We start from the raw sequence: 14,071 nt of genomic DNA, 5'->3' as shown, positions 1-14,071 counted from the left end.
CACCTCTAACCTATCGATATTTAAAGGGCTTACATTAAACCTCTTCCTACTTTGTTGAGTTGATTTTTGTCTTTGTATTCTTTCACGATCTTATCTAAAATTCCATTGATGAAGTTGCTGCTTTTTGGTGTAGAATATTCCTTAGCTATTTCAAGGTATTCGTTAATGGTCACTTTAACAGGTATTGACGGGAATTTTTGGAACTCACAAATGGCCATTTGCATCAAAACCGTATCGATTTGCGTAATGCGCTCTGAATCCCAGTTTTTGGTTTTAGCTGCAATTTCTTCAGATAAGCTTGATTGATTCAATAAGGTCTTGCGGAGCAATTCCATAGCAAAATCCCTATCATCAGAATCCTTGAACAGATTTGGAAGAAAGTGCTGTTCTGAGGCATTTGGTTTAAATTTTCTAACCAGCTTAAGAATAAATGTGTTCACAACTGGTATATCATCCAGCCAAGTAAGTTTCTTGTCTTCAAAATAGTCATAAAGCTTATCATTGGGGGCAATGATATCTTCAAATATATTGATAAAAAACTGTTTGTCTTCTTTAAAAGTTGAATCAGGAGTACTTAAATAATCCTCATAAATGTCACTTTCCACAATTGCCTTATGTGTAAGATCTACATATTCAAAATCAAGATACCAAGGATTAAGTTTCCGTTTTTCAAGTGCTTCAGTAATCGCCTTGTTATTGCTTAAAAAAACCAAAACCTCATTGTCTATAAACTTTCTATTGGACTGGGTTCCGTTTTTCTTTGACAATAACCGTTGCGACTTTTCATAACGATCAATGGCTTTCTTATGTACCTCTATAATTAAGGACAAAAGACTCAAATACAAGTCGTAAGTTGAATTTAGGCTATGATCAAGAAAAGATTCTCGATGTTTGATGTCTTCACTTTCACTTCTATTGGAAGCGTAAAGCGTTTGCATAACCTTGATACGAATATGACGTCTATTAAGCATGTAAAGAACTTTTATATATCACTAAATGGATTCTGTAGAAATACTTGGCAAAAGTACTACAAAACTATACGTAATACCAAGTATTATTTAGCAAGTTCTTGTTTTCGAGTTTCAATACGCTCTTTTGCAATATTTAAAGCAGCCACATTTGTAGTGACATTATTAGCCTTAGCCCTAATAAGGATTTCCTCAGTGGTATTATAGATGTTTTCTGTTTTACGCATGATTTCTTGCTTATCGTAATTTTCAAGCTCAGCATAAACATTGATGATTCCACCAGCATTGATTAGAAAATCGGGAGCATAAATAATTCCTTTTTCCTGTAAAAGTCTGCTATGTTTGTTTTCTTCAGCTAACTGATTATTGGCTGCTCCAGCAATCACCTTAGCTTTCAACTTGCTTATAGTTTCATCATTAATAGTTGCTCCTAGAGCACATGGTGCGTAGATATCCATTTCTTCGGAATACAAATCCTGACCACCATAAATAGTCACATTATATTTTGATCTTACCGCTTCCAATCGATCTTGACTAAGATCTGAAATGATAACATTTGCACCTTCACAAACCAAATGCTCAACCAAGGCCTCTCCAACATGACCAATACCCTGTACAAACACCGTCTTATCTTCAAGCACATCACTTCCAAACTTAAATTTAGCAGCCGCTTTCATTCCCATAAAAACTCCAAAAGCTGTTATTGGCGAAGGGTTTCCAGCACCTCCTTTACTTTCAGAAATACCTGTGACATAAGGAGTAACTTCACGAACCATATCCATGTCTCCTGTAGTCATACCAACATCTTCAGCAGTAATGTATTTTCCGCTCAAAGAATGAACAAACTCACCAAACTTCTTCATTAACTCTGGCGTTTTCTGAGTTTTAGCATCACCAATGATCACCGCTTTTCCACCACCAAGATTTAATCCTGTTATGGCAGACTTATATGTCATGCCTCGAGATAATCTTAAAACATCGTTTAGTGCTTCCCATTCGTTCTCGTAGTTCCACATTCTTGTACCTCCAAGTGCAGGACCTAAAACTGTATTGTGAATGCCAATTATTGCTTTTAAACCAGTATCTTTGTCGTTGCAAAAAACAATTTGCTCGTGGTCGTCATAAGAAATTTGACCAAAAACCGGGTCGATTTTTTTAAGTTCCTTAGAACTTATAACATCTGATGTCATATAATAATGTTTGTAAACTATTTTGTAAAAAACACAAAATAGCGTGCAAAAATAAGCCAATAATAAAGTATTAACAAAATTAATCAATTAATTTAACAATCCCTCAATCATTTTGCTCCACTTTAGATGAAGGAACTAAGGCACATCAACAAATATTTTTACAAGTATCGCTACCAATTATTATTAGGTGTTGTCATTACCATATGCTCAAAGATCTTTGCGCTTTTTACACCTAGACTCATTGGAAAATCTATTACGATTATTTCTAAAGGAGCTGAAGGAAGTATTTCAAATGAGGTCTTTAAACAAGAGCTTACTTTAAATATTGTATACCTTATAGGTGCAGCAATTATTGCTGGAGCCCTGACATTTTTAATGCGTCAAACCATTATTAATGTTTCTCGATATATTGAATACGATTTAAAGAATGAAGTCTATCAACAATATCAAAGACTATCCCTTAATTTTTATAAATCCAATAGAACGGGAGATTTAATGAATCGTATCAGTGAGGATGTTACCAAGGTTAGAATGTATACAGGTCCTGCAATCATGTATTCGGTAAACATGATTACCTTATTTATAGTTGCGTTAATTTACATGCTTAATGTGGCTCCTAAACTGACATTGTATACCATGCTACCTTTGCCGTTTTTATCTTTTATCATTTACAAATTGAGTAAAGTAATCAATAAAAGAAGTACGATTGTTCAAGAGTATCTTTCAAAATTATCGGCATACACTCAAGAATCATTTAGTGGGATTTCCGTTATAAAAGCCTATGGAATAGAAGACGACAATAACCTGTCTTTTAATATGTTGGCCACTGAAAGCAAGCAAAAACAAATTGATCTTACCAAAGTACAGGCCTTATTTTTTCCTTCCATGATTCTATTAATAGGTATCAGTAACATCCTTGTAGCTTACATAGGAGGCATGCAGTATATCAATGGAGAAATTGAAGACATTGGTACGATTGCTGAATTTTTAATTTATGTGAACATGTTAACCTGGCCTGTGGCAACAGTCGGTTGGGTTACTAACTTAGTACAGCAAGCTGAGGCTTCGCAAAAGCGTATCAATGAGTTTTTAAAACAGAAACCAGAAATTAAAAACAATGCTCCTAATCCATCACAGATTAACGGAAACATTGAATTTAAAAATGTAACTTTTACCTATTCCGACACCAATATTAAAGCCCTCAATGATGTTAGCTTCTCTCTTGAACAAGGTAAAACTTTAGCCATACTGGGAAAAACTGGTTCAGGAAAATCGACCATTCTAGATTTAATCGGAAGACTTTATGATGTGCAAGAAGGCCATATTTCAATTGATGGAAAACAAATTGACCAAGTACATCTCAAAAGTTTAAGAGATAGCATTGGCTATGTTCCTCAAGATGCCTTTTTGTTTTCAGACACCATTGAAAACAACATCCGTTTTGGTAAAGAAGATGCTACTGAAGATGAAGTCATCGAAGCTGCAAAAGATGCAAATGTTCATAAGAACATTATGAAGTTTTCAAAAGGATACAAAACAAAACTTGGTGAACGTGGCATTACGCTCTCAGGAGGACAAAAGCAACGGATTTCTATAGCAAGGGCTTTAATCAAGAATCCTGAAATCATGCTATTCGACGACTGCTTATCGGCTGTTGATACTGAGACAGAGGAGAAAATTTTAAAGAACCTCAGAAAAGTGTCTCGAGGTAAGACTACCATTATCGTGAGCCATCGCGTTTCTTCTGCAAAGCATGCAGACAAAATCATTGTTCTAGAAGATGGTTGCAACATTGAAAGTGGATCGCATGAACAATTGATCAACATAGATGGTTACTACAAAGATCTCTATTTAAAGCAACTTAGCTCAAAAGAATTATAAGTATTTGTTGCTTACTTTAGTTTTTTTTATGATTTTTGAGCCAATAACATCTTAAAATTTTAAAATTAGCTATGAGCGATCACGGAACGATGGAGAAAGAGGAAATTTTCTCGAAAGTATTAAGAGCAGGTCGAAGAACTTATTTTTTTGATGTAAGATCTACAAAAGCTGGCGACTACTATTTAACGATTACTGAAAGTAAGAAATTCACAAACGACGATGGATCTTTTCATTACAAAAAACACAAAATCTATCTATACAAGGAAGATTTTATTGAATTTCTTGACTTACTGAAAGAAACAACCGATTATATCATTGATGAAAAAGGTGAAGAGGTCATCAGTGAAAGACATCAAAAGGACTTCAAAAGAGACGATTTTGATGCTTCAGATGACGATTTAGCCGAAGGTGGAGAATCTACCGAGAGTTCTAGATCAGCCGACAACTTTACAGACATTAATTTTGAAGATATTTAATCTTTCTTTGTTAAAACACACTTAAACCGTTGCTATCTCGCAACGGTTTTTTTTATTTTTAGGGTTTCACTACAACTATTCTTTATGAGATTCATACTACTTTTCTTTACATTTTTATGTGTTAATGCGTTTGGTCAAAACTCTTACGATCTTAGGTATTACCTTCCCCAAAACGTAACGTATAATCCTGAAATCCCAACTCCAGAATCTGTTATTGGACATCAAGTTGGTGAATGGCATATTACGCATGATAAGCTCATTCAGTATATGACTGAATTGGCTGAAAGTAGTGAGCGCATAACTATTGAAAATCGCGGAAACACCTTTGAAGACAGACCTTTGCCTTTGCTACTATTTACCTCGCCTAAAAACCATCGTAATATTGAAAGTATTCAAAACACTCATATTCAAGCAACCGAATCTGATAACTTAAATGCTACTGATAGACCTATTGTTGTCTATCAAGGATTTTCAATCCATGGCAACGAACCTAGTGGTTCCAATGCTGCAATGTTAGTTGCTTATTATTTGGCTGCTGCCGAAGATCCATCTGTTACAAGTCTATTAGAAAATACCATTATTTTATTTGATCCTTGTTATAATCCTGATGGCCTGCAACGTTTTGCTTATTGGGCAAATACCAATAAAAGTGAAAATCTAAATCCAGATCCAAATGACAGGGAATATGATGAGGTTTGGCCAGGAGGCAGAACCAATCATTATTGGTTTGATATGAATAGGGATTGGCTTCCTGTGCAATTACCAGAATCGAAAGTACGTATCAAAACGTTTCATCAGTGGTTACCAAATATTCTAACCGATCATCATGAAATGGGTACCAATTCGACATTCTTTTTTCAACCTGGAATTCCATCAAGAACACATCCTCTTACACCAAAGTTAAACCAAGAACTCACAAAAGCCATCGGAAACTATCATGCTAAAGCGCTTGACAAAATTGGGTCCTTTTATTATACCGAAGAAAACTTTGACGATTTCTATTACGGAAAAGGGTCTACGTTTCCCGATATCAATGGAGGTATTGGCATTTTATTTGAGCAAGGAAGCTCAAGAGGTCATGTACAAGAAACTGAAAACGGACTTCTCACGTTCCCGTTTACCATAAGAAATCAATTTACCGCAGCATTATCTACACTCGAAGCGGCAAAACAAATGCGTGAAGAGATTTTGAAGTACCAGCACGAATTCTATAAAAATGCTCGTAAGGAAGCTAACCAAGAATCTGGAAAAGCTATTGTATTTGGAAATGAGAAAGATGCAGCAAGAACCTACCATCTTGCTGAGATTTTAAAGCAACATAAAATTGACATACACGAACTTAAGTCTGATGCAACCTTAGGAGGCAAATCCTTCAAGAAAGGATATAGTTATGTGGTTCCTAAAAATCAAAAAAACATCCGACTGATTAATGCCATGTTTGAAAAGCGAACAACATTTCAAGACAGCTTGTTCTATGACATTTCTGCATGGACTTTCCCTTTGGCATTTGGTTTAGATTACGCTGAAGGTATTTCGCTTTCCAATGCTGGAAAAAAGGTAGAAAAATTAACCCAAAACCTTGGTAAGGTAGAAGCTCAAAGCAATTATGCCTATCTCATGGAATGGCACGAGTATTACACACCTAAAGCTTTAAATGCCATCCTTGGTAGTGGTATTAGAGCAAAAGTCGGTATGAAGTCATTCAAAATGAATGGTAGAACCTATGATTATGGAACCATATTGATTCCTGTGCAAAACCAAAACCGTTCCTCAGAGGCTTTATTTAGTTTATTACAAAGTATCGCAAGAGATTCCCATGTCAAAATTGATGCTGTTTCTACAGGTCTTACCGAAGGCATTGATTTAGGTAGCAGTCAATTTAGGTCACTTGATCAACCAAAGGTTGCCATGTTAGTTGGTGAAGGGATTAGGAGTTACGATGCAGGAGAAATTTGGCATCTGTTTGACCAACGATACGATATGCGCATTACAAAACTTGATACCAGAACTTTAAGTCGCAGAGATTTAAGTCGGTATAACACTATTATTGTTCCAAGTGGTTCCCTAGACAGTAATGCCACAGAGCATCTCAAAAAATGGACTGAGAATGGAGGCACCTTAATTGCTTATCGCAATGCCTTAAGATGGTTAAAAGGTAATGAACTTATGAAGTTAGACTTCATATCGAAAGAGTCCATAGCAGAAAGCATTAGCTACGAAGATCGAAGTAATTACAGAGGTGCGCAAGTTATAGGAGGTGCGATATTTGAAGCCAAAATTGACCGTTCACATCCCATAAATTTCGGCTATAAAAATAATAAGATAGCACTTTTCAGAAACAATACACTATTCGTCAAACCTGATAAACAAAGCTACAATAACCCTATTCAATATACTAAAAGCCCGCTCTTAAGTGGTTACATATCGCAATCTAACTTGGATAGTTTGGCTTCAAGCGTTCCTTTTAAAGTGAGTCGCTATAGATCGGGAAAAGTAATAGCGTTTACTGACAATACAAATTTCAGAGCCTTTTGGTATGGAACGAACAAACTACTGATGAATGCCATTTTTTTTAGAAAAGAGCTCTAATCAAGATACAGCTGTTCCATTTTTGACTTGACTTTCAGGATGCAACAAAATTACATCTGATTGATCAACTGCTCCTAGAACTAGGCATTGGCTCATGACATTTGCAATTTGTTTGGTGGGAAAATTCACTACAGCCAGGATTTGACGGTTTAATAAATCCTCTTTTTTATACAAGGTTGTAATCTGTGCAGAAGAAGTCTTGATTCCTAAAGATCCAAAATCAATTTTCAACTTGTAAGCAGGTTTAATCGCCTCTGGAAAATCATCAACGTCAACTATGGTTCCAACTCTAATATCTACCTTTGTAAAGTCTTCAAAAGTTATTATATTATCCATAACCCAAAAATAATAAAATTATGGCTCGTACTCCTTCCAATATGCTTCCATTAGGTACCAAAGCACCAAATTTCAACTTAAAAAATACCGTTGATGACACCATGGTTTCATTGGAATCGGCAAAAGGCATTAAAGGAACAGTCATCATGTTTATATGTAACCACTGCCCTTTTGTAAAACATATCAATTCTGAAATCTCTAAAATGGCAAAAGACTATAAGTCAAAAGGTATTAATTGTATTGCCATTTCTAGTAATGATGTTGAAAATTATCCTGATGATTCACCTGATAAAATGAAGACCGTTGCCATGGAGCAAGGATTCATTTTTCCTTATCTATATGACGAAAGCCAAGAAGTTGCCAAGGCTTATGATGCGGCATGCACACCAGACTTCTATATTTTTGATGATCAATTAAAGTTGGTCTACAGAGGTCAGTTGGATAACTCTAGACCTGGAAATGGTATTGAAGTTACTGGTGAAGACATGAGATCAGCTCTAGATGCTTTAATTGAAGATAAGCCTATATCTCATGACCAAAAACCAAGTATTGGATGTAATATTAAATGGAAATAGAAAAGCATTCACAAAATGTGAATGCCTTTCCTCCTTTCCATAGCAATTTTCCTAATTACTTAGGCATTACTACGCTATCAATCACATGAATAACACCATTGCTACCCATAACATCAGTTGCAGTAATTTCGCTGTAATTGCCATTTTGGTCTTTTAACCAAATTTTTCCGTTTTTCTGCATAACGGTCAGTTTTTGTCCATTTAATGCTTTTAACTCTACTTTACCATTACCTTTCTTTAAGGCCGCAACCACATCCTTTGCAGATAATTTTCCAGATACAACATGATACGTTAAAATGTTTGCCAAGGCTTTTTGGTTCTTCTTTTCCAAAAGCGAACTCAATGTACTCTTGTCAATTTTCGCAAAGGCATCATTGGTTGGAGCAAAAACGGTAAATGGGCCATCTGCTTGGAGTGCACTGACAAGATCAGCTGATTTAAGAGCAGTAACAAGCGTTGAAAAATTCTCATTGCTTACGGCAACATCTACAATGGTTCCTTGGGCATTAGCTGTTGTATTAAAACTTAAAGCAATAACAGCAATTAAAATAGTGACTAACTTTTTCATAATTTTTTATATGTATTGGTTAAACTTATTGCGCTTCTTTTTAATTGAAGAGCTTTCACTTATATTTACACGGCAGTTATTGCTCTGGATGAGCTTTACCTTTTATTTGTGAAATCTTTAACATTAATGGATAACGAAAAAGATCTTATTTCAAAACTAAAATCTAAAGACGAGTCAGCTTTAGGTTTGTTATATGATAAGTATTCGGCAGCGTTATATGGTATCATTATTAGAATTTGCAAAGATGAAGGGTTGGCTGAAAATCTACTGCAAGACACATTTATGACCATCTGGAAGAAATCTGACGCTTATGATGATCGTAAAGGCAGGTTTTATACTTGGGCATACCGAATTGCAAAGAATAAGGCCCTTAATGCCATTAGAAAAGACAAAAAGCTCATCCAAACCGAAGATTTAAGTGTATATAAAAGTAAAACTGAAGAGCAAAACATCGATATTGATCATTTAAAGTTGAAAGGTGCTATAAAACGTTTGGAAACCCATCACCAAAAAGCAATTGAACTTGTATATTTTAATGGACTGACCCATCGTGAAGCCAATGAGGAAATGGGTGTACCCTTGGGAACCTTTAAATCGTATATCAAACAAGCGTTAAAACAATTGCAAGAATTGTATATCAAAGTGGTGACATTTATAATGATTTTAATAGAAGTGATAAGATGATGGAGAAAACTCACATAATAGAACAAGGCTATCTTGAATTATATGTGTTAGGCGAGCTAAATGAAAGTGACACACAGCAAGTCGAAGCAGCTTTGATTGCTTATCCTGAACTTAAAACAATGTTGGATGTAATTGAAGCAAACTTCGAAAAGTTAGGATTTGAAAACGCCGTAGAACCACGTCCAAGTTTAAAGAATGAACTCTTAAACAATCTAAACAATTCTAAAATAAAGCAATTAAAGCATACTTCAAATAAGTCCAACATCAAACCTTTAGGCATTGCAGCTAGTATTGCGGCTTTATTATTGGTTGGTTCTGTATATCTTTTTTTACAGTGGAACACATCCAAAGAACAATTAAAATTGGTTGAAGACCAAAACCGAGAACTCAATATTAAAATCGATCAACTATCGAAAGATTTTGAGGAATCCAAAGCACTGCTTAGCAATATCAACAATCCTAATACAAAAAAATATGTCCTTTTAGGAAATGACCTGATGCCAAATGCAAAGGTAATTAGCTATGTAAATGATGAAGACAAAACGGTCTTTATAAACACTACTTTGTTACCAGAACTCGATGAGAAACAAGATTACCAAATGTGGGCTGATGTGAATGGTGAAATGATAAACATGGGAATTATTAAGACTGAAGAACCCTTATTAGCCATGAATTACATAGAAAATTCCGAATCACTAAACATTACTATTGAACCTGCTGGTGGAAGTGATCATCCTACGGTGTCTAATTTGATTACCAACATCTACATAAGGTAAAATCTATCAACTTGCATTGATAGATTTTACATTCTCAATTGAAATTATAGAATAATAAACCAAGTAATTAAAATGTCTATTGTTCTTTAAAGACGAAGTGTATCGGAATACTATATGGCATATTCACAGCACGTCCTCTTTGTTTACCTGGTGTCATTTTTGGCAATAAACCAATAATACGTTCTGCCTCTTGTTCTAATAATTCATCTGGTCCACGACTTTTAATCTTAGTAACTTTACCTGTTTTATCTATAACGAAAAGAACATAAACCTTTCCATGCATTTGCATTTCCAATGCACGCTCAGGATATCTAAAGTTTTTATTGACGTGTTCTTGCATTTTAGTTTGGAAACAAGCAATGGCATCTTGGTTAGATAGTCCTTCACAGCCAGGAAATATAGGAACGTTTTCGATAACTGCAAACGGCACTTCAATATCTTCTTCTACCTCTTCAACAACAACTTCTTCAACATTAGCCACATACTCTTGAATAGCTTCATTTTGTCCTATTTCGCTACTCTCAATAAGAGTTTCTTCTATTTCAACTTTATCTTCCACAACGGTAATGTCATTAGGAACCAAAGCTGGAGGTGGTGGAGGTGGTGGAGGTGGCACATCCAAATTTACAATTGGGATATCTGCTTCTATGAAATCATCAACTTGTACGATATCTCTAGCTGTAACATCTTTTTCATACGTTTTATGTTCGAACATAAAATACGTGAGGAGCAACATCAAATTCAAGCCGACAGCAAAATAGAGGCTACTATTTCTGCCTACTTCTACGTCTGGGTTTTTTTTAGCTTTCATGACTCTTAAATTTTATACTATGAAGATACTGCATACTTCACAGAAAAAATATGATAATTGTCATGTGACTAAATTTGGGCCTCTAGAGATTGTCCAATTGATTGTCCTTGCCATCTTCGCTGATGGTCCAAAAGAAACCTATAAAGAAAAACTGATCAGCAGCTGGCACCAAAGAACGTCTTGCAAAATTTCCATTGACATCTGGTGAATTTGCATATTGATATCCATTGATGTTTTTGAAGGCAAACACATTGTTTACAGAAACATAAAGAATCTTTTGCTGACTGATTAAATACGCCCAATTCAAGCTAACACTATTGTAACTCTTTGTTTTTTCACCTAAAAATTGATTGGTATTCGGATTGGTGTAAGGTCGTCCCGACGCATAAGTATATGCAAATCCTATTTGGCTTTTCCAATCGTCAACCCAATATTTAGCTACTGCTGAAAAATTATGTGTAGCAGCAAAGTTAGGTTGGGCTTGGGTTGGAAAATTAAGATGATTTCGTTCTGTATCCAAATACGAATAACTCAACCAGTAATCGGTATTTTTAAGGCTCTTGTTATCTCTCCAAAAAATATCCAATCCTTGTGCGAAGCCAGATCCCGAGTTACTAAAACTGGAATCAAAACCTGCTTCGTCAGTATCGTACTTCACTAAATTGTCATAGTCTTTTCGATACAACTCTGCTCTAAAGATTTTTCCATCATTGACATATTGGTAATTCATAATGTAATGCTTGGTGTTTTGCGTTTTGAGTGATGGATTGAATTTCAACAAACCATTATTGGCATTCTGATAGAAATCACCATAAGCCAAAGACAATTGTCCGTTCTTTGATGTTTTATAAGCTAAGGAAATCCTAGGAACAACATTGAATTCATTTGATAGCTCGTAATTATCGGCACGTAAACCAGCTTTCAAGGCTAGGTCTTTACTGAAAATGATATCAGATTCTACAAAAGCCGCTGTATTGTTGTTGGTAAAACCATACGTTCCATTAAAAAATTCTGAATTCACAGCTTCCTCAAAATCGGTTGAAAAGTGTTCCAATCCGAAACCAAGTTTAAATCGGCTATTGAAACGTTTTTTTAGTTTCGCTTTGATATGTATTGAGTTTTCATCATCTGCTACATCAAGTTCTTTGTTGACATCAATATCAGTTCTAGCAATGGTATAGCTCAATCCCGATTGAATAGACCAATTATTTCCCAATAGACCTTGGTAAGACGTATTGGCATAAAAATTTCTATTATTAAGCTTAAAACGTACACCATCAGGATCGTTGATATCATCTTGGGTCAAATCGAAATTTGAGGTATCAAAAGCCGCATAAAATTTCAACATTCCTGTTTCAAATTTTTGGCGAAACACTGCTTCACCTTGACCTCCTTCATAAGGTTTATGCCAATCGTTACGGTCTGGATACAAGGCTATATAAGGTGCCAGATTGATATAACTTGCATTGACACTCAAAGAGGTATTGTTCCATTTCTCGGTATGACCTAAGCTTCCACCAACACTCATGATACCGATGTCTGTTTTTTCTTGATCTGGTTCATCAATAGTATTCAATAAGAGTACACTGGACAAAGCATTTCCATACTCTGCGGAATAACCACCAGTTGAGAAGGTAATACCATCAAATAAAAATGGCGAATATCGGCCTCGTGTTGGAATGTTATTGGCGGTTGGTGAATACGGTGTAAACACTCGAATTCCGTCAATGAATATTTGTGTTTCGCCTGCATCTCCACCTCTAACGAACAAACGACCATCTTCAGAAACTGTAGACGTTCCCGGAAGGGTTTGCAAAGCTCCAACAAAATCGCCTACTGCACTAGCAGTGGTAACTACGTCTAGGGAATTTAATACAGAGACCTTACTATTATCATTGGCTTCAAAGGTTCCAGCTGAAATCACAACAGTATCTAAAGTGTTGACATCATCTCTTAGCGCAATCGTTAGATTATTGAGGGTTGACACATCACCAGCGATTTTTTTGGTTTCATAAGACAGATACGAAATGATAAGTACCTGACTTCCGCTTTCTGAAGTTTCAAAAGAAAACTCTCCAGTTTCATTGGTTGTGGCACCATCGTATGTGCCTTCCAAATACACATTGGCACCAAAAATAGGCTGTTGTTTTTTGTCGGTTACTTTTCCGCTTATAGTGGTTTGCCCAAAAGAAGCAAATGAAAATAAAAGTGTCATTAAAATAGCTAAGCGTTTCATAATAGTGATTGATTTTAACGGTTCGTTTTTGATTGATAGGACAAAATTGAAACAGATCAAGGTATTTTAAAATTCTATTCTACTGAATTGTTAAAATTGAATGACGAATTGCATATTTTTACAGAAATAAATCTTATGCTCAGCAAATCAGAATTAAAGTTTAGTGTCGCTTATTTTTTAATTGTAGCGGGACACCTTATCTGTGGTTTAGTTACCGAACTTATCGATTTCACTTACATTACCAAACCAGCCATAGTGAGCTCACTGCTGATGTTCTTTTTGGCACAAAGCAAAGATCTAGGGAAATCCATGCGATTGCTTATGATTTTGGCTCTATTATTTTCGCTGTTTGGTGATATCTCCTTGATGTTTGACAACCTCAGTAGTTCTTATTTTATCATAGGATTGGTGAGTTTCCTGTTGGCGCATATCATGTACATTTTGGTGTTCCTGAAACATAGAAACACTTCGAGCAGACCTTTGGGCTTTTTAGGCCTACTACTACTCTATGCCATATCTCTATTTTTCTATTTGAAAGACGGATTGGGAGACATGCTTGTTCCTGTTATGGTGTATATGATTGTCATTTTGGGTATGGCTACTTCAGCTTTTCTTAGACGCAAGTCTGTTAACACCAAAAGTTTTACTTGGGTTTTGATAGGAGCGATTCTATTTTTGGTATCCGATAGTATTTTGGCCATAGATAAATTTCACCATGCATTACCATTGAGTTCAGTAAGTATCATGCTGAGCTATGCCCTAGCCCAATATTGCATTGTGATAGGAATCTTAAAGTTGAAACCAGAATTGCGTTAAGGATGGAAACGGCATCCTTTTTAGTGCCTTGGTACTAAAAAGATATAGTGGACAGCCTGACCGACGGAAGCTTAGCGAGCGTTGGGAACGCCCTAAAAGAAAATAATTGGAATCATTTAAATTAGATTGTAACAATTTAAATAAGATGACTACTTATAGACAACT

13 protein-coding genes are annotated in these 14,071 nt (G+C 35.5%); 7 read left to right on the top strand and 6 right to left on the bottom strand.

The features are described 5' to 3' along the window. Nucleotides 1-29 precede the first annotated feature (29 nt). Complete coding sequence (gene nusB / locus AB9K26_RS06515) at nt 30-971, bottom strand: transcription antitermination factor NusB (RefSeq protein WP_369971734.1); 942 nt, start codon at nt 969-971, stop codon at nt 30-32. Nucleotides 972-1,054: 83 nt separating this feature from the next. Beyond that, nucleotides 1,055-2,158: a Glu/Leu/Phe/Val dehydrogenase gene (locus AB9K26_RS06510; RefSeq protein ID WP_369971733.1), complete on the bottom strand. Its 1,104-nt coding sequence runs from the start codon at nt 2,156-2,158 to the stop codon at nt 1,055-1,057. A gap of 126 nt (nt 2,159-2,284) precedes the next feature. Between AB9K26_RS06510 and AB9K26_RS06505 the strand changes: the two genes are divergently transcribed. From AB9K26_RS06505 to AB9K26_RS06495, 3 genes are all read left to right on the top strand, one after another. Beyond that, nucleotides 2,285-4,039 carry an ABC transporter ATP-binding protein gene (locus tag AB9K26_RS06505; RefSeq protein WP_369971732.1) on the top strand — a complete coding sequence of 585 codons (1,755 nt, stop codon included), beginning with the start codon at nt 2,285-2,287 and terminating at the stop codon, nt 4,037-4,039. 71 nt (nt 4,040-4,110) lie between these two features. Next, entirely contained in the window at nt 4,111-4,515 is a 405-nt protein-coding gene (locus AB9K26_RS06500; RefSeq protein WP_369971731.1) for a PUR family DNA/RNA-binding protein, read from the top strand. Nucleotides 4,516-4,599: 84 nt separating this feature from the next. Further along, nucleotides 4,600-7,104, top strand: coding sequence for a M14 family metallopeptidase (locus AB9K26_RS06495; protein ID WP_369971730.1), 2,505 nt, complete (start codon nt 4,600-4,602; stop codon nt 7,102-7,104). Here AB9K26_RS06495 and AB9K26_RS06490 read toward each other — a convergent pair whose 3' ends face one another. Then, on the bottom strand, nt 7,105-7,440 hold the full coding sequence (locus tag AB9K26_RS06490) for a tRNA-binding protein (protein WP_369971729.1): 336 nt from the start codon (nt 7,438-7,440) through the stop codon (nt 7,105-7,107). A 20-nt stretch (nt 7,441-7,460) separates the two neighbouring features. On the opposite strand from AB9K26_RS06490, the gene AB9K26_RS06485 reads away from it, so the two are divergent. Continuing rightward, nucleotides 7,461-8,015, top strand: coding sequence for a thioredoxin family protein (locus AB9K26_RS06485; protein WP_369971728.1), 555 nt, complete (start codon nt 7,461-7,463; stop codon nt 8,013-8,015). A gap of 55 nt (nt 8,016-8,070) precedes the next feature. Here the strand turns inward: AB9K26_RS06485 and AB9K26_RS06480 are convergent, their stop codons facing one another. Continuing rightward, complete coding sequence (locus tag AB9K26_RS06480) at nt 8,071-8,583, bottom strand: fasciclin domain-containing protein (protein WP_369971727.1); 513 nt, start codon at nt 8,581-8,583, stop codon at nt 8,071-8,073. 126 nt (nt 8,584-8,709) lie between these two features. Here AB9K26_RS06480 and AB9K26_RS06475 point away from each other — a divergent pair, with 126 nt between their 5' ends. Next, on the top strand, nt 8,710-9,267 hold the full coding sequence (locus AB9K26_RS06475) for an RNA polymerase sigma factor (RefSeq protein WP_369971726.1): 558 nt from the start codon (nt 8,710-8,712) through the stop codon (nt 9,265-9,267). Further along, nucleotides 9,267-10,043 carry an anti-sigma factor domain-containing protein gene (locus tag AB9K26_RS06470; RefSeq protein WP_369971725.1) on the top strand — a complete coding sequence of 259 codons (777 nt, stop codon included), beginning with the start codon at nt 9,267-9,269 and terminating at the stop codon, nt 10,041-10,043. Before AB9K26_RS06475 ends, AB9K26_RS06470 begins: the two co-directional genes overlap by 1 nt. Nucleotides 10,044-10,119: 76 nt before the next feature. Here AB9K26_RS06470 and AB9K26_RS06465 read toward each other — a convergent pair whose 3' ends face one another. Both AB9K26_RS06465 and AB9K26_RS06460 read right to left on the bottom strand, forming a co-directional pair. Further along, nucleotides 10,120-10,854, bottom strand: a complete 735-nt coding sequence (locus AB9K26_RS06465; protein WP_369971724.1) for an energy transducer TonB — start codon at nt 10,852-10,854, stop codon at nt 10,120-10,122. An 82-nt stretch (nt 10,855-10,936) separates the two neighbouring features. Continuing rightward, the gene (locus AB9K26_RS06460) at nt 10,937-13,090 is read right to left on the bottom strand and encodes a carboxypeptidase-like regulatory domain-containing protein (RefSeq protein ID WP_369971723.1); all 2,154 of its coding nucleotides are present in this window, start codon (nt 13,088-13,090) and stop codon (nt 10,937-10,939) included. 135 nt (nt 13,091-13,225) lie between these two features. On the opposite strand from AB9K26_RS06460, the gene AB9K26_RS06455 reads away from it, so the two are divergent. Continuing rightward, on the top strand, nt 13,226-13,906 hold the full coding sequence (locus AB9K26_RS06455; protein ID WP_369971722.1) for a lysoplasmalogenase: 681 nt from the start codon (nt 13,226-13,228) through the stop codon (nt 13,904-13,906). The last annotated feature ends 165 nt before the right edge of the window (nt 13,907-14,071 follow it).

The sequence above is a fragment of the Psychroserpens sp. XS_ASV72 genome (assembly GCF_041224425.1).
Taxonomy (GTDB): domain Bacteria; phylum Bacteroidota; class Bacteroidia; order Flavobacteriales; family Flavobacteriaceae; genus Psychroserpens.
This window is presented reverse-complemented; position numbering and strand designations above follow the sequence as displayed.

Excerpts from the sequence above, each read along its gene's own strand:
- AB9K26_RS06485 (WP_369971728.1), top strand. The coding sequence starts at position 7,461 with ATGGCTCGTACTCCTTCCAATATGCTTCCATTAGGTACCAAAGCACCA.
- AB9K26_RS06480 (WP_369971727.1), bottom strand. The coding sequence starts at position 8,583 with ATGAAAAAGTTAGTCACTATTTTAATTGCTGTTATTGCTTTAAGTTTT.
- AB9K26_RS06505 (WP_369971732.1), top strand. The coding sequence starts at position 2,285 with ATGAAGGAACTAAGGCACATCAACAAATATTTTTACAAGTATCGCTAC.
- AB9K26_RS06460 (WP_369971723.1), bottom strand. The coding sequence starts at position 13,090 with ATGAAACGCTTAGCTATTTTAATGACACTTTTATTTTCATTTGCTTCT.
- AB9K26_RS06510 (WP_369971733.1), bottom strand. The coding sequence starts at position 2,158 with ATGACATCAGATGTTATAAGTTCTAAGGAACTTAAAAAAATCGACCCG.
- AB9K26_RS06500 (WP_369971731.1), top strand. The coding sequence starts at position 4,111 with ATGAGCGATCACGGAACGATGGAGAAAGAGGAAATTTTCTCGAAAGTA.
- nusB (WP_369971734.1), bottom strand. The coding sequence starts at position 971 with ATGCTTAATAGACGTCATATTCGTATCAAGGTTATGCAAACGCTTTAC.
- AB9K26_RS06490 (WP_369971729.1), bottom strand. The coding sequence starts at position 7,440 with ATGGATAATATAATAACTTTTGAAGACTTTACAAAGGTAGATATTAGA.
- AB9K26_RS06495 (WP_369971730.1), top strand. The coding sequence starts at position 4,600 with ATGAGATTCATACTACTTTTCTTTACATTTTTATGTGTTAATGCGTTT.
- AB9K26_RS06455 (WP_369971722.1), top strand. The coding sequence starts at position 13,226 with ATGCTCAGCAAATCAGAATTAAAGTTTAGTGTCGCTTATTTTTTAATT.
- AB9K26_RS06470 (WP_369971725.1), top strand. The coding sequence starts at position 9,267 with ATGGAGAAAACTCACATAATAGAACAAGGCTATCTTGAATTATATGTG.
- AB9K26_RS06475 (WP_369971726.1), top strand. The coding sequence starts at position 8,710 with ATGGATAACGAAAAAGATCTTATTTCAAAACTAAAATCTAAAGACGAG.
- AB9K26_RS06465 (WP_369971724.1), bottom strand. The coding sequence starts at position 10,854 with ATGAAAGCTAAAAAAAACCCAGACGTAGAAGTAGGCAGAAATAGTAGC.